The sequence below is a fragment of the Pseudovibrio sp. W64 genome (assembly GCF_001623145.1).
Lineage (GTDB): Bacteria > Pseudomonadota > Alphaproteobacteria > Rhizobiales > Stappiaceae > Pseudovibrio.
Genome location: NZ_LMCI01000010.1, coordinates 14,227 through 39,399, shown reverse-complemented (window position 1 = coordinate 39,399; position 25,173 = coordinate 14,227). Strand labels below are relative to the sequence as shown.

Here is a 25,173-nt window from a genome sequence, read left to right as displayed (position 1 = left end):
GCGTGAATATGATGGGATGAATAACGTCTGGGATGAGTGGGTCGCTGATCTCAATGCAGCCCCAACACGAGTTTGTGTCGAGGCCCGCATGGCGAAACCTCACTACAAAATCGAGGTTCTGGTGCTCGCAGCGCTTTAAGGAAAGACCCAAACAGAGCAATGGCCCTGTTTGGGTAATTTAAACGGTTAAAGAGGCAAGGCGCCTTCCCAGACGATTTTTCTGTAACGTTCAGGATTGGTGTCGCCCTCGGTGTTGAAGATCAACACAACACTCTCTTCGTTGAGACCAGCTTTTTGTGCCAGTTCGGCGTACTCTGCTTTTGACTTCATCGCGTATAGCAGGCCGATGTTCAAAGCACCGGACTCGCCGCCTGTGATCGCAGGGTCCCCTTTGAGCGGATTGCCAAGAATACGCATGCCAGTGGCGGCAATGTTATCTGTGGCTGAGATGAAATGATCGCCACAGTCCCGTAGGATTGGCCATGTGATCGGGTTTGGTTCACCGCAGGCCAGACCAGCCATAATAGAGGTCAGGTCACCCTCAACCGCAGTCATCTCACCATTCTCGCTGGAAACAGATTGATAAAGGCAATCTGCAGCGCGCGGCTCGCTGATCACAGACGTGAAGTTCTCAGGTCCGTACGCATCAGCAAGATAGCCCAGAACACCGCCTGCCATAGCTCCGACACCAGCCTGAAGCATAACGTGAGTTGGTTGAGCATCGTCCAGCTTGGCGAGTTGGTCAGCTGCTTCTCCAGCCATCGTCATGTAACCCTGGGAGATCCAGGTTGGTATCTCTTCGTAGCCATCCCAGGCAGTGTCCTGAACAAGCTCCCAGCCGTTCTCTTCCGCTGTTTTATTCGCTAGTCGAACGGTGTCATCGTAGTTCACATCGGTCACAATGCAGTCTGCACCCAAACCCCGGATGCGCTCGACAGCTGACTGAGGTGAACCTTTGGGCATGTAAACAACAGCCTTTTGTCCCATAGCGCGCGCAGCCCATGCGACACCGGTCCCATGGTTGCCAGCAGTTGCTGTTGTAAAGACCATAGGGCGCTCAAACTTTTGAGAAACAGTCTGTAGGTCGATTTCCGAAATATCGAGATCAAGCTTCTTCGCAAGCAAGCGACCAAGGGCATAGGAGCCACCAAGCACCTTAAAGGCATTTAGTCCGAAACGATGAGACTCATCCTTCACGTAAATCGCCTTGACGCCCAGCACCTTTGCTAAGGCGGGAAGGCTGGTGAGGGGAGTTGGTTCATAACCTTGGATCTGACTATGAAACTCACGCGTTTTCTCTGCAACTTCAGTCGTGAACAGTGGACTGGTTTCACCTGTGCGGAAACGATTGCTGCGTATCTTAAGCATCTTGGTCTCTTCAACAGCTTGGGCAAGGGGAGGAGAGCTGCGCTCGAAGAGAGTGGGGAACTCTATCTCAGAGCGCAGCAACAGGAGTGTCGTGCAGCTTACTTGACGTACGCGATTGCTTCGACTTCAACCAGCGCGTCTTTCGGCAGGCGGCCTGCCTGGATGCAAGAGCGCGCAGGTGCACCTTCAGTGCCAAAGACTTCCGTGTAAACTTCGTTGAACGCTGCAAAGTCTTCCATTTTAGCGAGGAAACATGTGGTTTTCACCACGCTGTCGATACCAGCACCAGCCTCTTCCAACACAGCCTTCAAGTTGGCCAGTGACATTCTGGCCTGCTCGGTGATGCCACCTTCAGGGAATGCCATTGTTTTTGGATCAAGCGGCAATTGGCCAGAGGTGAAAACGAGGTTCTCTAAAACAGTTCCCTGAGAATACGGTCCGATTGCAGCTGGAGCGTTTTCTGTAGCAACTAACTTTTTCATTTTACTTACTCTTTGCTAGTGATCTGAGTTTTTGATTCTCGGATGTACTTGTAGATGGCATGTCGCGTGATCCCGAGTTTTTCCGCCACAAGCACGGTTGCTTCTTTGAACTCGAAAATGTCGCGTTCAAGAAGCAGTTTGGTGACAGCCTTGTTGCTGGCTTTTTGTGTCACCGATGGGTCTGCCTCCACATCTCTGATCGCCTGTTCCAAGGCACCCAAAATGACCTCAGTTGAGTTGGTGCTGAAGCGCTCTGGTGTTGTTTTCTCTGCAACCTCAGCAGCATCTGGAGTGAACGTGCTGATGATCTCTGAGAAGGGCAGGGATAGATTGATGTTCAGGCAGAACAAACCAATCGGTTTGCCTGAAGCGCCAAGGATAATCGTCGTTGCTGATTTTAGCAGCTGTCCCTCAGCATTATGCGTGAAGTAGGCTTTCGGTGTCAGATTGCCTGTCTCCTGATAAACCCGCAGCATCTTCAAACCGAGGTCTGTTATGGGAGACCCGATCGTCCGACCCGTCATGTGTCCGTTGACGATCTTGGCAACAGATGTTTCCAGGTTTTTGAGAGAATGCACCACAACCTCACAGTGTGGCCCGATCAAATCCGCGACTGTTTCTGCAATGCGAAAGTAGTTTGCAAGACGATCATCATCATCTTCAAAGAGACATTCTACATTTGTGAAGTCATTGAGGTTGATCATAGCTGTTTTCTCAAAGCTCGCCTGAATACGTAATAGGTTCCTTGTGTTGGTAACCACGTTTCCCGGTGTTTGCAATGAAAAGTTCACTTCATTTAACTGTAAATGCTAATTTTGAGCCGAAATGCGTAATGGTACTGATATTTTATCCACTAAAGAGGACGGAAATCTAGAAATATATATGTATGAATGCCTATTACAGTCTAATATTGTTGACTGAAATGATATTGTATTAAATATGTAACTCAAAGACTGGTTGAACCCATTTGCGTTCACAAATTTGCAATTTCGGGTCCGGCCACTCTGTCATAAAACGGGAGCACATCATGTCAGAGTTTTCTTTGAGGGGCTTTGAAGTTTCAGAATTTGAAAGCCGGACAGCACGCCTGCAAAAGGTGATGCATGAGCAAAAAGTGGACGCTGTCCTTTTCACGACAGAACCCAATGTCCGCTACTTCTCTGGTTTCTTCACTCAGTTTTGGCACAGTCCAACACGTCCATGGTTTCTGATTGTGCCTCTTGAAGGCAAGCCAATCGCGGTTATTCCAGAGATTGGCGCCACTGGAATGGCGGCAACATGGATCGATGATATCCGTACCTGGGCATCACCATGCCCTGAGGACGATGGCATTTCTCTGGTTGCCAAGGCCATGAATGACCTGCCTAAAAAGTACGGTCGTGTGGGTGCAACGCTTGGGATTGAATCCTACCTGCGTATGCCAACAAACAACTTCCTGGAACTACGTGACAAGGTTGAATCAGAATTTGTTGACGTTGCGCTTGCAATTCACAATCTTCGCCAGATCAAATCCGCAGCTGAAATCAGCAAGACCCGCCAAATCTGCCGTATCACCAATCAAGCCTTCGACCTCATTCCAAACTACGCAAAAACTGGAATGACCGAGCGGGAAATCTGCAAACAGTTCAGAATTGATATGCTGAGTGCAGGTGCGGATGAGTGCCCTTACATTATCGCAGGGTCCGGTCCCGATGGTTATGACAGCATCATCATGGGCCCAACAGACCGCGTGCTGAATGACGGTGATGTTCTCATCATCGACACAGGTGCAGTCAGAGATGGTTACTTCTCAGATTTTGACCGCAACTGGGCGTTTGGCTCTGCAAGTGAAGAGACGCTTGCTGCTTATCGCGCAACATGGGAAGCAACAACCAAAGGCTTTGAAGCCGCCAAGCCGGGCAACACGACCACAGACATCTACAATGCAATGTGGAGTGTCCTGGAAGCTGCCGGTGCTCTTGGTAATGACGTAGGCCGCATTGGCCACGGTCTTGGCATGGAGCTGACAGAGCGCCCATCTCACACAGCAACCGACAACACTTTGCTTGTGCCGGGCATGGTTCTGACTTTGGAACCGGGCATGAACTACGCGCCAGGAAAGCAGATGGTTCATGAGGAAAACATCGTCATCACAGAAGACGGCGCAGAGTGGCTCACTGAGCGTGCTGCACCGGAAATGATCATCATTAAATAACAAGCATGAGCCGTCCCCTCGGGGCAGGGAGACGGCTTCCCTCCTATGCAGTCAGGATAATTTGCTTCGGCATTGCTTATCCTTAGCGCTGTAGCGGTTAACTCAGGGGAGAGTTATGAGTAACCAAGCTGTACAACAACTAAAACAAGGTAAGATGCTCTTTGCCAGCACGATGACATTCATTGTTGTCGTGGTTCTGTCAGGGATCCTGTTCCCAGATCAGCTGTTTAATGTGGGTGTAAGCACCATGAACTATCTGACCGATAAATTCGGTTGGATCTATATGGCAGGCTCCTTTGCCTATGTCATGGTGATGTTCTTCTTCGCCTTCAGTAAATACGGCAATATCCGCTTCGGAGCGGACGATTCCAGGCCAGAATTCAGCACGTTCTCTTGGATTGCGATGCTGTTTTCCGCTGGTATGGGTACAGTAATGCTCTACTGGGGTGTTGCAGAACCAGTTTACCACTACATGAACCCGTTAGAGACAACCGGTATTGCTGCACAAACACCGGCAGCAGCTGAGTTTGCGATGAAGCAGAGCTTCATTCACCAGGGCATTCAGGCCTGGGCTGCATTCTCTGTGGTTGGTCTGATCCTCGGTTATCTGATGTACCGTAAAGGCGAAAGCGGCCTGATCAGTAACATTTTGCTCCCATGGGGCCGTGATAAAGCAAATGGTGGCTGGGGCAAACTGATCAATCTGGTTTGTGTGTTTGGCGCCATCGCAGGTATTTCTACCTCTCTTGGTCAAACTGGCCTGTCCCTGTCCATCAGCTCCTCTTACCTGATCGGCACGCCGGATGGTCCTCTGACAAAAATCATTCTTGTGGGTGCCATCACAGTCATCACCATTTTGTGCACCACCACTGGTCTTGAAAAAGGCATCAAGATCCTTTCCGATTACAACGCCTACCTTCTTGTTGGTTTGATTGTACTCGTCGGCGCGCTTGGCCCAACCACCCAGATGATCAATGTTTACTTTGATACAATGGGTAACTACATGAACGACTTCTTTACTGATGCGTTGATGTTGCCAACCTTCGCTGCAGATAAAGAAACCTCGTGGATCGGTGGCTGGCCAATCTACTACTACGCATGGGCAATTGCCTGGGCGCCGTTTGTTGGTCCGTTCATTGCACGTGTCTCTAAAGGCCGGACAGTCCGTGAGTTCATCCTTGGATCCATGATCCTGCCATGCCTCGGTATCTTCCTCTGGGTTGCGTTCTTCGGCACAATCGGCCTTGAAGCCTCTCCAGAAGCGCTTGAAGCTGCAGCAGCGTCTTCTAAAGCTGCAACCTTCATCGTACTGGAAGACTTCCCACTCGGTACCGTCATCTCCATTGGTGTTGTGATCGCTCTGTTCACCTGCTTCATCACATCCATGAACAGCTCAACCTTCACACTCAGCTCCATGAGTGAAGATGGTTCCCTGAACCCAAGCAATAAGCAGAAGGTTATGTGGACCATTGCACAGGGTGCTATGGCTTTGACACTGATGCTGGCAACAAAATCTGGTATCGATCTGTTGCAGTCCATCAGTTTGATTTTCGCTCTGCCATTGATGTTTGTGCTCTTCATAGCAATGATCAGTACATTCAAGATGTTCCGTGAAGAATTTGCTGATGAAAAGCAAGCGGAAGAAGACGTGCCAGCAATCAAACAAGCTGCCGAATAAAAACAAATAAAGCGAAGAGGCAGCCGCTCCAGGGCTGCCTCCTTGTAAGTTTCTTAAAGGAGGTAAGGGAACTTCAATGAGCAAAATCGAAGAACAAGTCATTGCGTGGCGCCAACACTTGCATCAAATGCCAGAATTTGGCTTTGAAGAAGTGAAAACATCCGAGTTCATCGCCCAGAAGCTGGAAGAATTCGGCATTGAAGTTCACCGCAATATCGGTCGCACCGGCTTGGTTGGCGTGCTTAAATGCGGTGATAGCGATCGCACAATTGGCCTGCGTGCAGACATGGACGCCCTCAAAATCACCGAGGAAAATGACTTCGCCTATAAATCCCAAAACGATGGGATGATGCATGCGTGTGGTCATGACGGACACACCACCATGCTATTGGGCGCAGCTCATGAGCTCGCCAGGCATAAGAATTTCGATGGTACGGTCTATTTCATCTTTCAGCCGGGTGAAGAGCACGGCGTCGGCGCAAAAGCAATGATCGAAGATGGCCTGTTTGACCGCTTCAAGATGGATGCCATCTACGCCATGCATAACTTGCCGGGCGTTCCGGAAGGCCATTTTGTAACCAATCCGGGCTCGATCATGGCATCGGAAAGTGGCTTTGAAATCGAGATCCTCGCGACAGGCGGTCACGCTGCAATGCCTCACATGGGTACTGACCCAATCGTGGTTGGCGCGCAGATCATATTGGCCCTGCAAACGGTCACCAGCCGTAATTTGAGTTCAATTCATGAACCTGCCGTGATCTCGGTGACGGAGTTCACCACCAACGGCACAACCAACGTTATTCCATCGTCCGCAACTATCAAAGGCGACACCCGCTGCTTTACTGATGAAGCGCTGGCAAAGATTGAAGCTGCCATCGAAAGAGTGGCTGCTGGTCAGTGTGTTTCAGCCGGCGTTGAATACAAATATAAGTTCACCAACACATTCCTCTCCACGATCAACACGCCAAAGGAAACGGCTGTTGCCGTTCGCGTTGCCAAAGCAATCGCCGGAGAAGAAAACGTAGATGGTGAAGCTCCACCCTTCACAATTTCAGAGGATTTTTCGTACATGCAACGCAAAGTCCCAAGTTGCTACATTCTCGTCGGCAACGGAAAAGTAGGCGAAAAAGGCGGCACAGCCCTCCACAAACCCTTCTACGACTTCAACGACAACATCCTTATGACCGGCGCCCGCTTTTGGACCGAACTCGTAAAAGACCAACTCCCAGCTAACGCCTAACTATCAGCCACAACCAGCTCCCACCCAACCTCCCTGTTTCCTTCCTCCCAGAATGAGAAGCAGGGAGGTCACGGTTTAATTTTTCTATTCCAAAGGACCTGTGCGTGTAGCAATCTATACTCATGAGATGAAATGCAGTTATTACCATGCTCACACATTAATTAAATTCTAAATGAAACTTTCTTCAGTTCCTCTATTTGAATATGGACGGGAAAGTGAGATAGTTTTGTTCACACCAGATATCTTAGGGGACTCGAGATAAATGGTAGTCTCTAGTTTTTGGAGTGCAAAGCCCGCACTTTGGTTCGAGTTTGCATTCGGTAATGAATGTTGTCGGTGGGTTATTCATTATTTTCGACTCTTGCGTGTAAGGGCAGCGGCTCGCTTGAAGAATTCGGGGTCCCAGTCGGTTATGGATGTTTCTTCGACGGATGTTTGTAGGCGCAGTGTTTGGTCGGAGACGAGGGCGGAGAAGCCGGAGCCTGCGAGATCTTCCAGCATAGCAAGTTCCATGAAGGCCTTTTGGCGTGGGGAGCGTTGTGATTTATACTCTCCATTCCATTTTGAGGCTAATCTTGGATTGCCAACAAAGTCTGTGAGACCTTTGCTTTCCTGCTGGTTATCTGCCTGTGCAGGCATGTCTGCGTGCGTAGGCTTTGAGTTTAACCATTCCGCCGTTTCTCCTTCTATGAAGGGGGTGCCATCGTTGAAGGACAGTTCGCGAAGTTCCGGGAGCCGGCCTATGAACTCTTGGGTGCTCTCTGTGATGGCATTAGCGACTTGTATGTGGTCGGCTTTGAGAGCCAATTGAGCTGAAATGAACTGGCCTTCAATCCAAAATGGCATAGAGAACAGCGTTGTTTCTAACTGGTGAATGATTGCTATATCTGCATTGCTTTGCTTGAGTGCATCGCGATACTTGTCGCAGGTATCTATTGATACGGCAGGAATAATAGTTTTGGACTCAGATGTTATTTGAGGCGCACCTGTTATCTCTTGCCAGCATGCATGGCGGCGCAGCTGGTAGATAAAGGGAAGGGATGGATCTTCCTGAAAGATGAGTGTGCATATCTCAGCGGTGGTGCGTTTAAAGGAACGTGCATCCATCGGAGTTGCGGAACCGATACTCCCCGTTTTTGCTCCATCTCCTGATGCAGAGGATCCGGCAGCAGTCTGCGCTTTCTCTTTCTCCGTCTGCTTCTTTTCAAGCTCAAGTCTCTCCTGAAGCACACGAAAGTCTTTTACAAGGCCGTGCTCAAGCAAGAGTTCGTTTTTGGTCAGGCGAGCAAGGCTATCATCCAGTTTTTCAGCTTCTGTGCCGGGCTTGCCGGGTAACGCATCCATGCTGAATAAACCGCAAATACGGCGTAGGATGAGATCAAATCTTCGAGTTTCTTTTGGACAGAGGTCTGCTCTTGGCATTGTTAAGCAGGCATCAAGGCCTCGGATGCAACTGGTCAAAGCCCCGCGTGTTTTCCGCGTCATTCGGGCGAGCAGAACAGCCTCCAGAACTGCAAGACTTTTTTGAGTGTTTTGCAACAACTGCAGCGCTTCCCGCTCTACCAGACTCCAGTCGATCGAGCCGTGAGAGAGGGTGCCGCGTTTCATCAACTCATCACTGACGGCGTCAAAGTCTGGATGATCTTCAATGTCGTCTTCAAACCTATCTGAAATGGGGGAAAGGACGGCTTTGGCGAGGTCGTCGTAGGATGTTACGAAAAGAGAAGCAGCAGCCGGAGCTGCCTCTTCTGATTTTGCTTCTGATGCGGTCATAAGAGTTACATCTTTGCTGGTAGGATAAGACCGGACAATGGTTGCTTGCGTGCGAGCGAACTAGCACCTTTGTGAAGCAGTGAATAAGTTGCTATTTGACCGTCGAAACTAAATTCAATCAGTGCACCATTGCTGTCAAAGCCCTTCGTTGTAGCAAAGTCCAGCAGTCGGAAACCAGACCAAGGCCCTTTGAACGTAACTGTATGCGGACGACCTCTTCCTGCAGGGAAGACTGAAAGGCTGCTCTCTGCCTCATTCGTAAGGACGTTAGGCCAAATCACGCGGATTGGACGCCTTGGCCCATGTGAATAGGAAATGATCTGCCCTTCAATATTCATCACAGCACGACGCAGTTTGGCTGCAAGAGCCACAGGCTGAATATTGTACTCAACGCCAATGAGCCCTTCGGAGTTAAAGTAGCTTCTGCGCAGATCCAGTATGATCTTCAGGTTGTCCTGGAAATCCTTTTCGATGGCTAAGTGGCGGCCATCGATGGTTTTGGGTTCGCCCGTTGCTTCATCAACAAATACGATGAGGTTTTTCTTATAGAATGTCTCGATTTTGCCACCGGGACCGAAGAAACTCTCAAACTCTTCAAGCGGTATTTCTTGCTCAGCTTGTTTGTTGAATGGATAGAGCTGAGCATAGTTCAGATTATAGTCTGCATAAATCTCTTCATTCCAGCTGCGCTGCAGTTCCTTCTTGGCTTCCTGCAGCAGAACCTTCCAGCTTTGGTCCGCCAATTTTGCGAAGAAGCGGTTCAATGGACTTGGCAGATCAACACCTATACGTTTGAGAGTATAGATCGGGTCCTCTCCTTGCAGGTCAATCCTAGCCTTCGCGCGTGCAAGGGCCACCTCGCCAGAGCGCTCCCCTGCTTGTCGGATGTCTTTGAGGTATTCGTAGAGTGTGTTGAGTGCAGCATCCAGATCTTCCAGGTAGGCTTTTTCGCCTTCCTCTGCTTCAACCAAGCCGTTCAAATTGGAAAATGCCCGACGGACACGCAGTCCTTGCTCGCGGTAGATATCGAAGGGAAGGTCAGAGTCCACGGCCTGTTCGGCATTCAGCTCGATAAGCTTGCCTTCATAGATCTCAGTTTCACTTTTGACGCGGTTGATGAGCCGGTTCAGCGGTCGGTCTGGGCCAGTCAGGGTTTCAAGAATATCAACCGCATGATCCAGATTTCTGAAATCAGTAATTTCCAAACGGTTCAGCGCGGTGTTCCAACTGGAGATGTAATTGGTCGCATAGCGGGACACGATCTTGCGACGGAATTCTTTCAGGTCGGCTTGAGAATACTCAACCGTATCGCGCTCATCTGCGACCCATGCATCTTCAACAGCAACGACCGAAAGGCCATCATTCATTTTCACGAAATAGTCCAGATAAGCGTCTTTTGTGAAAAACTCTTTCACCCCAATCGGCTGATCGTTTCCGCTGCTGCTCCTGGTGCCATCAAAAACGATGTTGTAAGCAGGTCCGATATCATTTCGGAAATTGACTGATGAGGCAAGCTGTCTGTCGCTGACCTGTTCTATATTGCGGTAAAGGCGGAGGTCTCTCGGAACTTCTCTTAAGTCTCTTTGGGAGGTTTCCACCAGATCTTTGTCGAGTGCGGCTTCTAGCCCTGCAGTCTCAATGGCAAAGACCAGATGATCACGAAGAGCTTTTTGCAGCTTTAAATCACCTTCAAACTGCTCTTGCCATTTCTGTTCCATCCAGGCTTTGACCAGCAGCTCATTTCGTCTCGACGCATCTCCCAGCATGAGATAGACGCGCAAAGCTTCAAGGCGTTCATTGCTGTCTCTACCGGTCTCATTTTCTCCAAGTTTTGCGATCTCATCTCGCACGTATGCTGCCACTTCTGGGAGAAAGTAGCGTGCGAGCATGTCGACATATGCTTTCTCAACTTCCGGGCCGATTTTGTGTCCCTGATAAAGCTCAAGCTGAGACATAAGCCAGTTTCGACTGCGGTAATTGCCAAAAATGTCGCTTGCCGATGTAAGGGCTCCAAGAGAGCGAATATAATTTTGCCCGGACGCGTTAGAGTTTTGTGCTGGTCCTTGTTGGAGCAGCTCTTCAAAGCTCTCAGTGATATCAACGACCTGATCTGCACGTGCGCGGTTGCTTTCGTAACCCATCCAGTAAGCGCTGAGAAAGCCGACATACAACAATGAAGCCGCAAGGCCTGAGCCGATGAGGGCGAAACGCTTCGCGCGTTCAATCTTGATATTGTCGCCAGCAAGCCCCGCTTCTTTGAAGACCACCTGATCAAACAGGGCGGAAGAGAAGTACTGCTTGGATGGGCCACTGTGAATGGGCAGGATTGGCGGCGCTATTTCGTACTTTTGTGAGGTTGCCTGCAAAACAGGATTTGTTGGGATGGCTTCCTGCCGGGCTGATGAGAAGAAGATGCCCCGAATATGAGGGGCGGTTGAAAACTTGTCTTGATGCAGGGCTTTACCAAGGAAGCCACCCAAAATTGTACTTAAGCCAGCCATCTCACGGGTGAACAGATAGAGTTGGCGACGTTTGTGTGCTGAACGAATATCTGAGATACGATCGACAGTGGTATGATTGAGGTTTTCCAGCAGTTTGGCAAAAGCTGCATTAAACTCGTCTAACCACTTGTCTTGATCCCGACCACTATGAAGATCAAATGTAAAGCCAAATGGCTTTGCCCTTTCTGCTGTGGGCAAACATCCAATGAACTCATGGAAACCATCGATGAGGTCGAACTTGGTAAGTACGACATGGACGGTGTAGCGCGTGCCCAGCACTTCTGTCATTTCGCTCAAGCGAGCATGAATAAGCGCAGCTTTGGTGGCTCGCTCTTGGGAGGAGAGTGAAATGAGTTCTGACAGATCGAGACATAAGACAACGCCGTTAATGGGCCTGCGTGGTCGGTTGTCGCGTAAAAGTTTGAGAAAACGGCGCCACAAACCTGCGTAATGCGTTTCCTGGGTGTCTGATTGCTTTCCGTTCACATGCTCAACAAACTGCCCGGCAACGTCGAACAGAACCGCCTCATCAGTTACCCAGCAATCAACGTCTTTTGTCGGTTGTACATGCTTGGCGTCCTCCTGAGAGAAAAGATGTGCAAGTGGAAACTTCAAATTCGATTCAACAACAAGGGATGTCTTACCTGAGCTGGGTGACCCCAAGACGACAAACCAAGGTAGGGCGTAAAGGTTCTTTCCATTCTTACGAGAACCCTTGCCCGCCCAGTTTCTGCTGATGGTCTGCAGCGCTTGGTTGAAGCCACGCTCGAACTCATTGAGATAAGATAGATCAGGTGTTTTGGGTTTTTCTCTTTTGTCTTTATTTTTACTTAAATCACCTTTTTTCTTCTTTATGCTTACATAAATTAAGTTACTGGCACCCCAAATTATGGAAAACACTGCCATCGCAAGAGCGCTATAGATTAATTTTCTTTCGCCTGAGGCCTCAAAGGAAAATATGAAATCCCTGAACAAAAATACACTTAAAACGAGTAAAATTAGAAATATCGAGCTTATAAATATATATGATGTAGTTAATTTAAAAATCGATAATAGTATAGTTTTGATTATTGAGAGAGCTTTAATTATCATTACGTTTCTCTGGTTCGTATTAATCAAGCCGAATCGCATTTTCAGGCAATGTAATCTTTTTTCTCGAAATATTTACTTTGCTAATCAATATTACTAAAGTCTAATAACGGAAATTTTACTTTTGGGTTGTCGTCTGTTTTTCTTTCCGATAGGCCTAAGGGAAATTTAGAGTCGAATTGACGCTAAAGTTTTCAATTTTCAATTTAAGTACAATCTTAGGTAGTTTCTAAGATGTTTTCAGTTTTGTTAAGAAGAGTGGGGAAGGCTAATGGCTGGCAAGGAAGGTTCTGTTGCACCCAAAGAGCGGATTAATATTCGCTATGTTCCTGCAACTGGTGACCAACAGGAAGAAGTCGAACTGCCGTTGCGTCTTGTCATGTTGGGTGATTACAACGGCAAAGAAGACGATACGCCTCTTGAAGAGCGCGAATTGCTTTCAGTTGATAAGAATACCTTCGCATCGGTGATGAAAGAAGCGGGGCTGGAGCGTGAGCTAACGGTCAAAAATACGCTTGTTGAGGAAGAAGACGCACAGCTCGCGGTCAATCTGAAGTTTGAAGGGCTGAAAGACTTCGAGCCAGATTCTATCGTGAAGCAAATTCCTGAGCTTAAAAAGCTAATCGATCTGCGTGAGGCTCTTGTTGCTCTTAAAGGGCCGCTTGGAAATATTCCTGCGTTCCGCAACCGACTAGAGCAGCTGCTACAAGATAAAGAGCAGCGTGAGAAGCTTCTTTCAGAGTTGGATGCAGTGGTTTCGTCTCAGGAAGAGAACAGCTGACACTACGTCATTATCAATAGATTTTATAAACAACTGCGGAGCTCGTTCGTTTTGATCCGCAAGTACATTTCAAAGTAAAAACATGGATGTGATGACATGGTAGATGTATCAGCTTCTACCGGCCAGCCAGATGTTGCCGGTTCGGGGGCCGCGATTTCTCTTCTTGACCAGATCATGGAAGAGACCCGCATTCGCCCTGAAGACGAAGAAAGCTATTCCATAGCGCGTAAAGGCGTTGAAGCGTTTATTTCTGACCTCCTTGCGAGCCAGGAAGTTGACCAGCGGATCAACCGCGTATTGGTTGACCGCATGATTGCAGAGCTGGACTTGAAAGTATCAGCGCAGCTTGATGAAGTTCTGCATGATGAAAAATTTCAGGAACTCGAGTCTGCCTGGCGCGGTCTGAAACTGCTGGTTGACCGGACAGATTTTCGTGAGAACATCAAGATTGATGTGCTTTCTGTCTCTAAAGACAAGTTGCTGGAAGATTTTGAAACCAGCCCGGAAGTCGTACAATCTGGCCTTTACAAACACGTCTACTCCAGTGGGTATGGCCAGTTTGGTGGCGAGCCTGTAGGCGCAATGATTGCCAACTATGACTTTGGTCCTGGTGCCCGCGATGTAAAGCTGCTTCAGTTTACTGCCTCCGTTGGTGCAATGGCCCATGCTCCGTTTATTGCGGCAGCTGGTCCGAAAATGTTCGACGTTGATGAGTACGTGGATCTGCCTGCGCAGAAAGATCTGTTCTCCATCTATGAAGGGCCGCGTTTCCGCAAATGGATGGGCTTCCGTCAGAGTGAAGACTCCCGTTACGTTGGCCTGACATGTCCACGCTTTTTGCTTCGCATGCCATATGATGCGGAAGAAAATCCGGTGGATGCGTTCGTCTATAATGAGAACGTGACAGAAGAGCATGAGAGCTATCTGTGGGGTAACACTTCATTCCTGATGGCAACCCGCCTGACAGAGAGTTTTGCCAAGTATCGTTGGTGTCCAAATATCATTGGTCCGCAATCAGGTGGTGCTGTTCACGACTTGCCGGTACATGTGTTTGAAGCCTTTGGTCAGCTCGAAGAGAAAATTCCAACGGAAGTTCTGGTTACAGATCGCCGTGAATTTGAGCTTGCCGAAGAAGGTTTTATTTCACTGACAATGCGCAAAGGCTCTGACAATGCGGCGTTCTTCTCCGCAAACTCTGCTCAGAAGCCAAAGATCTTCCAGAACACCAAGGAAGGTAAAGAAGCGGAGACCAACTATAAGCTTGGCACTCAGCTTCCTTACATGATGATCGTCAACCGCCTTGCTCACTACATTAAAGTGCTACAGCGCGAACAGATCGGGTCATGGAAAGAGCGTGAAGATCTGGAGCGTGAGCTCAATACCTGGCTCCGGCAGTATGTAGCTGATCAGGAAAACCCACCTCAAGATGTACGTTCACGTCGTCCACTGCGTGCAGCAGAGGTTATCGTCTCTGATGTAGAAGGTGATCCGGGTTGGTACCAGGTGTCTTTGAAAGTGCGTCCGCACTTCAAATACATGGGAGCGAATTTTGAGTTGTCGCTCGTTGGTAAGCTGGACAAGGATAGCTAAGGGCTGCCCATGAGAAAGCGCGATGAACCCGTTGTTTGGGACAGCAGGCTTCGTACAGCGCGTGGCAGTTTGTTCGAGCGTTTGATTGCTGATGAGGAGGAGATCTCTCCTCCTCAGAACATCGATCTGTTGGAAGCAAAAGTAAACTCTATCAAGCGTCATCTAGCCAAGCTGTTGAATGCGAGAGCAGGGGCTTCTGCTGCTACACCAGATCTGGGACTGGTTGATTTCAACTTGTCCAGCGTGGCGACAAACGACCTTACGCAACATATTGCGGCCTCTATCCGCCAATGCATTGAAAAATATGAACCGCGCGTTCAGGTGCGGTCAGTCCATTTCGTTCGTGACCCTGACCGCCCATTAGAACTGCGGTTCAAGGCAACTCTGCTCATGCCAGCCTTAAGCCAGGGGGAGCAGGTGCAAATCGATATTCTTATGAAAGATGGGCATGTCGCTCATATTGTTTAGTCAAGCAGGCAACCAGCTGTGAAAGCTTCATACTTTCAAGACGAATTGACTTATCTGCGAGAGAGCGGTCGGCTTTTTTCCGAACGCAATCCGCGGTTGTCAAAATATTTGTCTGATGCCTCCACGGATCCAGACGTGGAACGGCTGCTGGAAGGCTTTGCGTTTTTAACGTCAAAATTGCGCGAAAAGCTGGATGACGAGCTTCCGGAGCTTACCCATTCACTCGTGCAGTTGCTTATTCCGAATTTCCTACGGGCATTTCCATCAACCACACTCATGCAGATGGTCCCCGTCGAAAAAGCGATAACAGAGCGTCAGGTATTGCCGTCGGGCTCGCAGATCTTGTCTCGCCCTGTTGATGGTATTGTCTGTCCCTTTCAGACAACAGCAGACGTAACGGTCTATCCGCTCGATATTGTCGATCAGGATGTTCAGCGCTCTCGCGAAAGCACTGTTCTGACATTGCAGTTCCAGACATTGTCGGGCCTGCCTCTGTCCCGGTTGAGTTTTAATGACCTACGTCTATGGATTGCTGGCGATGAAGTCGCCGCCCAGATGCTTTATTTGTGGATGGGCCGATACCTGAAAGACGTCACGGTTTGCTTTCGTGCTGATGGGGACAATGAAGACGGTGTTAGCCGTTACAAGCTTCCAGCCTCAGCACTGGAGCCGGGAGGTTTTGGCGGCTCAGAGGCATTGCTGCCCAATGAGAATTCTGCTTATGAGGGCTACCGGCTCTTGCAGGAATATTTTGTCTTTCCTGCGAAATTCCAGTGCTATGATATCGATGGACTAGAGCCCTTTTTCCGCAATCGTGAAGAAACAGATTTCTCATTAGAGTTCACTTTTTCCAGACCTTTGCCACCTGATGTGAAAGTGCGTCCTGGCACGTTCCGCCTTTACTGCGTTCCTGCAGTAAATTTGTTCGACTATGATGCTGAGCCGATGAAAATCGATCATAGTCAGATGCGGTATCCAATCCGGCCGACTGCAAATGGTCGCGGTGCCATAGACATTTTCTCCATCGATCGGATCATGAGCTGGAGAGCAGCGAAGGATCCAACGAGCGGTTCTCATCTACGCGAGTATCCCTCCTTTGAATCTTTCCATCATGAGGTCGAGCGTGCGGATGGTCTAACCCAGATTTATTATCGTTTGAGACTTCGTGAAGCGTTGGGTAAGCGCGGTATGGAGCATCTGGTTTCATTCGTGCGCCATGACAATGAGCGCGCCATTCCAGAACATGAAGTTCTCTCTGCTGACCTGAAGTGTTTCCATCCCAAACATGCCATGGAATTGGGCGCAGGTGATGTGCGTGAGCCGACAGGTGAAACGCCGAGCTTCGTGACATTTAAGAACCTGAGCCAGCCCAGTGCACCAGTCTATCCACCGCTGGATGGATCGCTTTACTGGAACCTGATCTCCAACCTTTCTCTCAATTACGTTTCATTGCTTGAAAAAGAAGCTCTGAAGACCGTGATTGCGACCTACGATTTTCAGGCTCGCCTGAACAGGCAGGACGAGCGTGTCAGTAAGCAGCGTATTGATGGCATCATTTCCATCGAGACGAAACCGGTCGACAAGTTATTTCGAGGGCAGGCCGTTCGAGGTTTGAAAACTGTCATGTCTCTCAGCGAAGACGCGTTCCAGAGCGAGGGCGAAATGTTCTTGTTCTGCAGCGTGCTCGCAGAATTCTTTTCTCTCTATTCAAGTGTCAATTCGTTCCACGAACTCATCGTGAATGGAACACAAAACAATGAAGTCTATCAATGGCCAGCGAAAATTGGGCGACAACCTCTGATTTAAGAGGCGACCTACAGTTTAATGCTCGCAGCTGGTCATTCTTCCAAGCTGTTGAGCTGATCCAGCGTTGTTATGATGAGCGCAATGAAGTTGGTACGCATCTTTTGCCGAAAGATGAGAAGATCAACTTCAGCGTCATGCATTCGCTTGGCTTTCCGCTGTCTGATATCGCCAGCATTGAAAGACAGGGTGATCAGGAGACGAACGTCGAACCGGTCGACTATGTCGATTTCAATATGGAAGTGACGTTTCTCGGTCTGCACGGCTCAAGCTCGCCATTGCCCTCTTATTATCAAGAGGTCATAGCCAAATATGATGCGCAAGGCTCCTTGATGAAGGGGTTCTTTGATTTCTTCCATAATCGTCTGGTTGGTCTCTTACACCGTTCCATGCGCAAGTACCGCTTCTATGTGCGTTATGAGCCGGGTGCGCTGGATCCATTCTCGCAATGGGTGTTCTGCGTTTTTGGATTATCAGATCGGGAGTCGCGGCAAAAATCACCCATCAACTGGGCACGCTTGCTTACGTTCGCAGGCGTTCTGGCGTCTCGCAATCGTTCACCTGCTGCGATCGCAAGTGTCGTGTCTCACGCCTTTTTTCATAAAGAAGTGGAAGTGGAAGAATGGGTTCAACGAAGAGTAGATATTCCCGAAGGACAACGCTCTGAGCTGGGTCAGCACAACATGTTGCTGGGTGAAGACACCATTATTGGAGATAGCGTCTCTGATATCTCCAGCAAATTCAATATCTTCATTAAGAATTTGAGCTTTGAACGTTTTCAGGACTTCCTCCCTCATGGACGAGACTACAAGGCCTTGCGAGATCTGGTGGAGTTCATGCTGCGTGATCAACATGCCTACGACATCAAGTTGGAACTGGCGGAAAACCAAGCGTCACCGGTCATGCTTACCGACGAATATGAAGGACGACTGGGTTGGTCAACCTTTCTTGACAAGGGTGATGGACGCTCGCGCGAAGTTCTGATCTCTGCGCGGTTGTAGGAGGGTGGTATGAAACTGGTCCTGGTCATCAACAACACGTCTACGCTTGAAAACGGTAGTAAAGCCACTGCCACATTTGACAAGGCAGGCGGAAACATCGGTTCTGGTGAACAGTGTCACTGGCAGCTGCTGGATAGGCGCAACTCTGTCTCTCGCGAGCATGTACGCGTGTTTTTTCAAGACGGTGTTTATTGTGCGGAAGCCGTGAGTGATGAAGGCATCATCGTAAATGGTTCTAATCGGCCAATCCCAACGGGCCAGAGATTTCGTGTCTCTGACGGTGATGTCTGGAAGGTTGGGGCATTCAAGTTGACCACTTATGTGGTTGCTGAAGGTAGTGAGCTGGAAGACCAAAGCGAGCAGTGGGCTGGTCGCTTTGCAGCCATAGACACAATTGTTTCCGGACGCTTGCAGGATGAAGACGAGCACACACAAGATAACATCGAATACATCCTTGCGGACCGGTTGGAGAGTGACCTTAGTGAGGATTTCTTTGCAGGCAATCAGCGGGCAGGTGCCCTTGCATGTGATCCTGTAGAGGTTCTTGACCAGCAGGATGATGAAGGCCTGCCAGGCAATCAAGATCCGCTTTCTCAATTAAATCATGACAGCAAGCCCGACCAACAAGAGTTGGACGAGGACTTATTGAGCACTCTGGGGCTACAGCCTGAAAACAGCGGTAAGGCACTGGGTGTGGATGATCCTCAAGCACATCACCGTTTGATGATCATGCCCCAAGCGAAAGGAAACCATACTATGACCAATACAGGTACAGAGCCGGTTGATCCGGATATGGACAGCTATCTTGAGTCTCTGACGAACTCGGGCGGGCAAGAAATGTTGGTCAGCGATATTCAGGAGACCGAAAGCTGGCATGGTTCCGTTGCTCTTTCTGAATCCGGAGAAGAGGGCATGGTAGATCATGTGGTGCTGCGACCTCTTCTGACAGCACTGGGACTACCGGCCGGCAACATGAGTTTGCCTGAGGCGAACCGTATCACTCAGGATGTTGGCGCAGCCTTGAAAACGGCAATTGCTGGGTTGATGGCCATTCATACGCAGCAGTGGGAAGACCGTTCGTCAATGAACGACACTCACCTGCATCCGGTGGAAGATAACCCGATCCGACTGGCTCAAAGCCCTGAGCAGGCGATTGAAGACCTTCTGCTTGTTCAAAGCCCTGTTCATTTGAACGCTCCCTCTGCCATTGAAGAGAGTCTGATGCAGATTGAACTGCATGAGAAGGCAAGCCGTATTGCAGCGGATGAAGCTCTGGAAGCGGTTCTCCTCGGCCTTTCTCCTGAGAACCTGAAAAACCGGTTTGCACGCTACAAAGGACATGCCCCGCGGACTGGCGATCTGGATGGCTGGAATTGGCAGATGTACGAGCATTACTACCAGGAAATGCGCTCTGGTCGCCAACGCGGATTGACGCGCATGTTCTGGGAGATCTTCCGGCAAGTTTATGACCGCGAAATGCGGAGCCAGCACTTGTATGCAGCTGAGTGACGTTTGATGGCTAGCGAAGATTTGAAGGTGTCCAGCTTTGGGAAGAATGAGGCGGTAGGCATACGATGAACTGGGGTTGGACACTAAACGCGCTCCTGCAAAAGGGCTTCCATCTTGCCTTTGCACTAGTTGCACTGCTGGCGTTGAGTGCATGCGAAGCACAGAAAATTCCTGAGAAGGTTTTCAAGGTTGTCATGGACCCAGGCATTCCGGTTGGAGAGCCTAAGGACCAGCCGACACTGATTGATGTGACCATTTTCTCAGAGCCAGGATCGAACAAGAATGATCTGGGTGAGAGCGTGCCGATTGATGTTTGGGTCTTCCAACTGGGTGACGATGGCAAGTTACTGCAATCCTCTTTTGAAGAGGCAACCGAAGACTATGAGAACGCTCTTGGAACCACCTTCATAGATGTGAAGGAGGTTCAGGTCATGCCCGGTGAATCCAAGGTCGTGAGTGAACTGGAGTTGGACGAAGACACTGTTTTCATTGGTCTTGTGGGTGGCTATGCGAAGCCTGAAAAAGTCGATTGGCGCGTCGTCGAGCAGGTCAAGCCCAAGGGAGAAACTTACAAGCTGCTTGCTGTCATCAGCAGAAAAAAAATTATCACGAACCTTCATCGGTAGGTTTGAGAGCAAATAGGTTTATTTAGATTATGTCACTGCGAAACCATGTAATTTGGCGGGATGGTCTGTTTTTGAAGCCCCACCATTTTCAGCAGCAACAACGATATTTAGAGCATCTTATCCGCTCTCGCAGCGAGGCGATTGATCCTTATCAGCACGGGGTGAGCCGGTTGGAGATCAATAAGGAAAGCCTGCTGCACGGTAAGCTGCTGGTTGACTATGCGCTGGGAATTTTCCCCGACGGTACAACGATTGATGTGCCTGGCGAAACAATGGCGCCTGCGCCTTTGGATGTCAGCGGTGAAAACGTCGTCGGGCAGATGGTGTATCTGGCTTTGCCATTGCGCTCAAACGGTGTTCCCGAAGTAGAAGACCCGCTCAACCCTCAGGATGCGACGCGGATGCGTGCGTTCTCTCAGGATGTGCGCAACAACACCAGTTCAGATTCAGAGGCGTTTCTGGTGGATGTGGCTCAGTACCGCCTGCGATTGATGCTCGAACGTGAAGACCGTTCTGCTTTCACGTGTCTGCCCCTAACGCGTATCCGGAACAAGAACTCAGACGGCAGCGTGGTGCTGGATGATGAGTTTTTACCAATGGCCTCAACCATTGATGCTCAGCCCCGCCTGCGCAAAACCCTTGACGATCTCGTAGGACTGCTGCGCCAGCGTGCCTCTCACATTTCAAGCCGCATGGGTACACCGGGTCAGCGAGGTGTCTCGGATGTTTCTGACTTCCTGATGCTACAGACGATCAACCGTTTATGGCCGGAATTCCGGCACATGTCCTCCCTCAAAGGCGTGCACCCAAAAGAGCTCTATAAGATGTTTTCTGGGGCGGCCGGAGAGTTGGCAACGTTTACGCATGAACAACGCATGCCAACAACGTGGCCAGCCTACCATCATGAAGAACCGCAGATTTGCTTCGATCCAGTGATTAGCTCTTTACGCCAGTCGCTATCGACCATCTTTGAAGCAAACGCAATCGCACTACCGCTGAACAAGCAGAAGTACGGCATCATCACGTCACCGCTTAGTGATCGGTCGCTTCTGAACTCAGCAATTTTTGTTGTTGCAGTGAAAGCCAGTATGGAGCTGGAAGAACTGGCAAAGTCGTTCCCGGCGCAAACCAAAGTGTCGTCTATTGAGCGCATTCGCGAGTTGATCCATCTGCATTTGCCCGGGGTCGTGCTTCAAAGGCTTCCTTCTCCGCCGCGACAATTGCCGTATCATGCAGGGTTCTCCTACTTCCAGCTGGATGCCAACTCCGCAGGTTGGCAATACATTGAAAACGCAAGTGGCTTTGCCTTCCACATCGCGGGTGAGTTTGCTGATTTGCAGCTGCAGTTCTGGGCTATCCGCAATGAAAGGACGACATGATGAGTGAAGTTGCAAATCTGTTTGACTCTGGTGATCCTGAAGTTGTTGAAGACGCGCCAATTGCAAGTGCTGAAACAGTGCCTCAGAATTTGAAGGATGTTTCTCCAAGGCCAGTGCAGCACATCAGTTTCCCCATGCGTGGGCACAGCATCAATAAAATCATTGATGCAAGCCAGTCCTTGCTTGCCTTGATTTCACGCATTCCGGAAGTCTCTGAAAACAACAAGCTAGACTATCTGCACAAGGATGTTCGGGCTGAGATTGAATCCCTTGAGCTGGAGCTTCAACGTGAGGGTTTTGATCGTGCCACCATTCTGGCGCACCGCTATTGCCTGTGTTCTGCAATTGATGAGGCGGTGATGTGCTCTCCCTGGGGGCAGAATTCCGACTGGTCCGAGCGCAGTTTGCTGGCGTTGTTTCATAGCGAAACCTGGGGCGGTGAGAAATTTTTTATAGTTCTCAGCCGTCTGATGAGGGATCCGGTTCGTTATATTGAGTTGATTGAGTTCCTGTATTTGCTGCTCGGGCTTGGTTTCGAAGGCAAGTATAGAGTGATGCACAATGGCAAGCTGCAGCTCGAAGAAATCATGCGTGATGTTCACCACGTCATCCGGCAGGAGCGGGGTGAGGGGAATTTCGAACTTGGTCAATCAGAGAACAAAGTGATTGAGAAAGCGCATGTCGTTCATTGGCATACACCTGTTTCTCTTGTTTGGATTAGCCTTTTTATTTTATGCGCGCTGACCTACGCCGGGTTTTATTGGCAGATAGACCAATACACCGATGGGGTCGTCACTCAGCTGCGTGAAATGCTTTAATTTTGGAGATCGAGTATGGCTCGACTGGAAATCAAGGCGCTGATCGAGCGTCTCAACCTATGCTGCCGTCAGGCAATTGAAGAAGCTGCCAGCTTATGCGTTTCGAACTCGCATCAGGAAGTGACAATTGAGCATTTCCTCATTTCACTTGTTTCACAACCTGCGGTGGATATTAGATTACTGGTACAAAGCCAGAGTGTAGATGCAGACAAGTTGAACGAAGCCCTTCGTGCGACGTTCAACCGATATCGCAGAGTTGAAGCTGATCGCACGCCAACGTTCTCACCGCTGCTTCAGGACCTCTTGCAGGATGCATGGTTGATTGCCTCCGTTGAGCAAGGTGAGAAAACCGTCCGCTCTGGCGCTGTTCTCATTGCCCTGCTCAATGAGCGTGGCCGTTATATGCAGATGGACTACTACCCGCTGCTCGAGCGCGTCTCATCTGATGTTTTGCTGCGTGATTTCGAAGCATTGACGGCTGGCTCTTTCGAAAAAGATCACCGTGCCATGCCGGGGACAACATCAGGTGCAGGAGAGGGGGCAGACGGCTTTCTTCAAAAATACGGCACCAATTTCACTCAGCTTGCGAAAGATGGAAAGATCGATCCGATCTTTTGCCGCGATAATGAGATCCGCCAGATTATCGAAATCTTGTGCCGCCGCCGTAAGAACAACCCGATTTGTGTTGGTGAAGCTGGTGTAGGTAAAACCGCACTGGCAGAAGGTCTTGCCCTGCGCATTGCAAATGGTGAAGTCCCGGCAGACTTCGCCAATGTCCCTCTTTGGGGACTGGATATCGGAGCGCTGCAAGCTGGCGCGTCTATGAAGGGTGAATTTGAAAAGCGCCTGAAAGGTGTGATCGACGAAGTCCGCTCCAGTCCTGAGCCGATCATTTTGTTTATTGATGAAGCACACACTCTGATTGGAGCTGGTGGTGATCAAGGTGGTTCTGATGCTGCGAACCTACTGAAGCCTGCTCTGGCCAGAGGCGAGCTGAAAACAATAGCCGCAACAACATGGTCTGAGTACAAAAAGTACTTTGAGAAAGACCCTGCACTGACCCGTCGCTTCCAATTGGTGAAGTTGGATGAACCGACCATTGATGAAGCGATCATCATCATGCGTGGGCTCAAAAAAGCCTACGAAGATGCGCACGGTGTTTACATCACCGAGGAAGCGATTGGCGCTTCTGTTCGCCTTGCAGCGCGTTACATCACTGGCCGTCAGCTTCCAGACAAAGCGATTGATGTGCTGGATACGGCTTGCGCTCGCGTCCGGGCTGGGGCCAATACGCCACCTGTTGAGCTGCAAGATGTTGAGCAGAGCCTCCAAACCTTGAGTTGGGAAAGAGAAGGCTTGGAGCGCGACCAGCACACAGGCCCATTGGAGCCTGAGCAACTGGAGCGACTGGAGGTGATCGCAGACCAGTTGGATAAGCTTGAAGCGCGCAAAGCAGAGCTTTCACAACGTCTTGAGACACAAGTCACTCTGGCTGAGAACTTCATTTCGGCCCGTGAGGATCTGTTCGAGAAGCAACCAGAAACGCTTGATGAGGCTGCTTTAGAGCAAGTTCGGGCAGATCTTGCCGGTTACAAAAACGCGCTTATTGAAGAAGCTGGGGCCGAGCCTCTGATTTCGGTAGAAGTTGGACCTTCAGAGATTGCTGCAATCATAAGCGATTGGACAGGTATTCCGATCAACTCCATGGTGCAGGATGATTACCATCGTCTACTGACCCTTGCTGAAACTATGAAGAAAGCCATCAAAGGTCAGGACCACGCCATTGATGCCATTGAAGCGCGCTTGCGTGCATCGCGGCTTGACCTGCACAAAAAAGGCCAACCGCTTGGTGTGTTCTTCCTTGCTGGACCTTCAGGCGTCGGAAAAACAGAGACAGCCCTGGAGGTCTCTCGCCGATTGTTCGGCGGCGAAGAGTTCATTACCACCATCAACATGTCTGAGTATCAGGAGCGTCACACGGTTTCCCGGTTGATTGGCTCACCTCCCGGTTACGTCGGTTATGGAGAAGGTGGTGTGCTGACAGAGGCTATTCGCAAGAAGCCTTACTCTGTCGTGCTGCTTGATGAAGTTGAAAAAGCCGACCCGAACGTGCTTAACTTGTTCTATCAGGCATTCGATAAGGGAGAGCTTGCTGATGGGGAAGGGCGCCTTATCGATTGCCGCAACGTGGTGTTTTTCCTGACCAGTAATCTTGGTTCAGACCAGATTGAGAACTGGGTTGCAAGTGCCGAAGATGGTCAGGTTCCAAGCCATGGCTCGATGCTGAAATCTCTTACACCGCTCTTTGCGCAGCACTTTAAACCCGCACTCCTCGCGCGGATGGAACCATTGGTTTACCTGCCACTATCTGAAGAAGTACTGGCAGACATTGTGCAAATGCGTCTTGCTGATCTCATCCAGCTCTTGAAGGACACACAGAAGGTTGCGCTTTCCATTAGTGAAGAGGCCTATGAGCGTGTAACGCAAATGTGCCGAGTGGCCTCTAATGGTGCCCGGCTTGTCGATCAGGTTATTCAACGCCAGCTATTGCCTACGTTGTCTATTGAACTGTTAGAAGCTGGCCATCGCGGTGAACAGATTTCCGCGATTGCCATTGATAGCCCGGAAGGTGAAGACGGCTTCACTTTCGCAGCGGCCTACGAGGCAGATGCTGACGAGGAACCAGCCGAAGACCTCGCTTTGGAAGAGGCGCATTAGTATTGATATGGAGGCATCTTCTACAACAGACGCTCTGATGACATTGATGACGTGCAGGTCAGAAAATGAACTGCGCGCCATGATGTTGAAGACTGTGTTGGCGTCAACCAGAGCACAAGCTATCGCTGTTTACTTGCCAGATATTACTGGTCGTA

At 49.7% G+C, this 25,173-nt stretch carries 19 protein-coding genes; 14 read left to right on the top strand and 5 right to left on the bottom strand.

The genetic code is table 11. The annotated features are described in order from the left end of the window. The first annotated feature begins 16 nt into the window (after nucleotides 1-16). Entirely contained in the window at nucleotides 17-139 is a 123-nt protein-coding gene (locus tag PsW64_RS28135; protein ID WP_244277249.1) for a Rid family hydrolase, read from the top strand. Nucleotides 140-186: 47 nt separating this feature from the next. On the opposite strand, the gene dpaL is transcribed toward PsW64_RS28135, so the two are convergent. The 3 genes from dpaL to PsW64_RS07510 all read right to left on the bottom strand — a co-directional run bounded on the left by dpaL (nucleotide 187) and on the right by PsW64_RS07510 (nucleotide 2,554). Continuing rightward, a complete protein-coding gene (gene dpaL, locus PsW64_RS07520) occupies nucleotides 187-1,368 on the bottom strand; it encodes a diaminopropionate ammonia-lyase (RefSeq protein ID WP_063303258.1) in 1,182 nt (393 codons plus the stop codon). 98 nt (nucleotides 1,369-1,466) lie between these two features. Continuing rightward, on the bottom strand, nucleotides 1,467-1,850 hold the full coding sequence (locus PsW64_RS07515) for a RidA family protein (protein ID WP_057464574.1): 384 nt from the start codon (nucleotides 1,848-1,850) through the stop codon (nucleotides 1,467-1,469). Between the two features lie 5 nt (nucleotides 1,851-1,855). After that, the gene (locus tag PsW64_RS07510) at nucleotides 1,856-2,554 is read right to left on the bottom strand and encodes a helix-turn-helix transcriptional regulator (protein WP_014283993.1); all 699 of its coding nucleotides are present in this window, start codon (nucleotides 2,552-2,554) and stop codon (nucleotides 1,856-1,858) included. A 323-nt stretch (nucleotides 2,555-2,877) separates the two neighbouring features. Here PsW64_RS07510 and PsW64_RS07505 point away from each other — a divergent pair, with 323 nt between their 5' ends. The 3 genes from PsW64_RS07505 (at nucleotide 2,878) to PsW64_RS07495 (ending at nucleotide 6,962) form a co-directional block, all read left to right on the top strand. Beyond that, on the top strand, nucleotides 2,878-4,044 hold the full coding sequence (locus PsW64_RS07505) for a M24 family metallopeptidase (protein ID WP_063303237.1): 1,167 nt from the start codon (nucleotides 2,878-2,880) through the stop codon (nucleotides 4,042-4,044). A 115-nt stretch (nucleotides 4,045-4,159) separates the two neighbouring features. Beyond that, nucleotides 4,160-5,722, top strand: a complete 1,563-nt coding sequence (locus tag PsW64_RS07500; protein WP_208980638.1) for a BCCT family transporter — start codon at nucleotides 4,160-4,162, stop codon at nucleotides 5,720-5,722. Nucleotides 5,723-5,798: 76 nt separating this feature from the next. Continuing rightward, nucleotides 5,799-6,962, top strand: a complete 1,164-nt coding sequence (locus tag PsW64_RS07495) for a M20 aminoacylase family protein (protein ID WP_057464580.1) — start codon at nucleotides 5,799-5,801, stop codon at nucleotides 6,960-6,962. Nucleotides 6,963-7,310: 348 nt separating this feature from the next. Here PsW64_RS07495 and PsW64_RS07490 read toward each other — a convergent pair whose 3' ends face one another. Together PsW64_RS07490 and tssM are read right to left on the bottom strand one after the other, a co-directional pair. Next, entirely contained in the window at nucleotides 7,311-8,735 is a 1,425-nt protein-coding gene (locus PsW64_RS07490; RefSeq protein WP_063303236.1) for a TssA family type VI secretion system protein, read from the bottom strand. A gap of 5 nt (nucleotides 8,736-8,740) precedes the next feature. Beyond that, nucleotides 8,741-12,142 carry a type VI secretion system membrane subunit TssM gene (tssM, locus tag PsW64_RS07485; protein WP_063303235.1) on the bottom strand — a complete coding sequence of 1,134 codons (3,402 nt, stop codon included), beginning with the start codon at nucleotides 12,140-12,142 and terminating at the stop codon, nucleotides 8,741-8,743. A 454-nt stretch (nucleotides 12,143-12,596) separates the two neighbouring features. On the opposite strand from tssM, the gene tssB reads away from it, so the two are divergent. The 10 genes from tssB to tssH all read left to right on the top strand — a co-directional run bounded on the left by tssB (nucleotide 12,597) and on the right by tssH (nucleotide 25,018). Further along, complete coding sequence (gene tssB, locus PsW64_RS07475; RefSeq protein WP_057462095.1) at nucleotides 12,597-13,106, top strand: type VI secretion system contractile sheath small subunit; 510 nt, start codon at nucleotides 12,597-12,599, stop codon at nucleotides 13,104-13,106. A gap of 96 nt (nucleotides 13,107-13,202) precedes the next feature. Next, nucleotides 13,203-14,696 carry a type VI secretion system contractile sheath large subunit gene (tssC, locus tag PsW64_RS07470; RefSeq protein WP_063289815.1) on the top strand — a complete coding sequence of 498 codons (1,494 nt, stop codon included), beginning with the start codon at nucleotides 13,203-13,205 and terminating at the stop codon, nucleotides 14,694-14,696. A gap of 9 nt (nucleotides 14,697-14,705) precedes the next feature. Continuing rightward, nucleotides 14,706-15,164: a type VI secretion system baseplate subunit TssE gene (gene tssE / locus PsW64_RS07465; RefSeq protein ID WP_208980636.1), complete on the top strand. Its 459-nt coding sequence runs from the start codon at nucleotides 14,706-14,708 to the stop codon at nucleotides 15,162-15,164. An 18-nt stretch (nucleotides 15,165-15,182) separates the two neighbouring features. Further along, a complete protein-coding gene (gene tssF, locus PsW64_RS07460; RefSeq protein ID WP_063303233.1) occupies nucleotides 15,183-16,970 on the top strand; it encodes a type VI secretion system baseplate subunit TssF in 1,788 nt (595 codons plus the stop codon). Then, complete coding sequence (tssG, locus tag PsW64_RS07455) at nucleotides 16,934-17,968, top strand: type VI secretion system baseplate subunit TssG (protein WP_063297241.1); 1,035 nt, start codon at nucleotides 16,934-16,936, stop codon at nucleotides 17,966-17,968. Before tssF ends, tssG begins: the two co-directional genes overlap by 37 nt. 9 nt (nucleotides 17,969-17,977) lie before the next feature. Next, nucleotides 17,978-19,477, top strand: a complete 1,500-nt coding sequence (gene tagH / locus PsW64_RS07450) for a type VI secretion system-associated FHA domain protein TagH (protein ID WP_057462091.1) — start codon at nucleotides 17,978-17,980, stop codon at nucleotides 19,475-19,477. 65 nt (nucleotides 19,478-19,542) lie between these two features. Then, nucleotides 19,543-20,103: a type VI secretion system lipoprotein TssJ gene (gene tssJ / locus PsW64_RS07445; RefSeq protein WP_057462090.1), complete on the top strand. Its 561-nt coding sequence runs from the start codon at nucleotides 19,543-19,545 to the stop codon at nucleotides 20,101-20,103. Between the two features lie 29 nt (nucleotides 20,104-20,132). Beyond that, nucleotides 20,133-21,482 (top strand): type VI secretion system baseplate subunit TssK, encoded by a 1,350-nt coding sequence (gene tssK, locus PsW64_RS07440; RefSeq protein WP_082596636.1) that lies wholly within the window; start codon nucleotides 20,133-20,135, stop codon nucleotides 21,480-21,482. Next, the gene (gene icmH, locus PsW64_RS07435; RefSeq protein ID WP_208980635.1) at nucleotides 21,482-22,300 is read left to right on the top strand and encodes a type IVB secretion system protein IcmH/DotU; all 819 of its coding nucleotides are present in this window, start codon (nucleotides 21,482-21,484) and stop codon (nucleotides 22,298-22,300) included. The genes tssK and icmH overlap by 1 nt, the downstream gene beginning before the upstream one ends. 15 nt (nucleotides 22,301-22,315) lie before the next feature. Continuing rightward, nucleotides 22,316-25,018 carry a type VI secretion system ATPase TssH gene (tssH, locus tag PsW64_RS07430; RefSeq protein ID WP_063303232.1) on the top strand — a complete coding sequence of 901 codons (2,703 nt, stop codon included), beginning with the start codon at nucleotides 22,316-22,318 and terminating at the stop codon, nucleotides 25,016-25,018. Nucleotides 25,019-25,173: the final 155 nt, after the last annotated feature.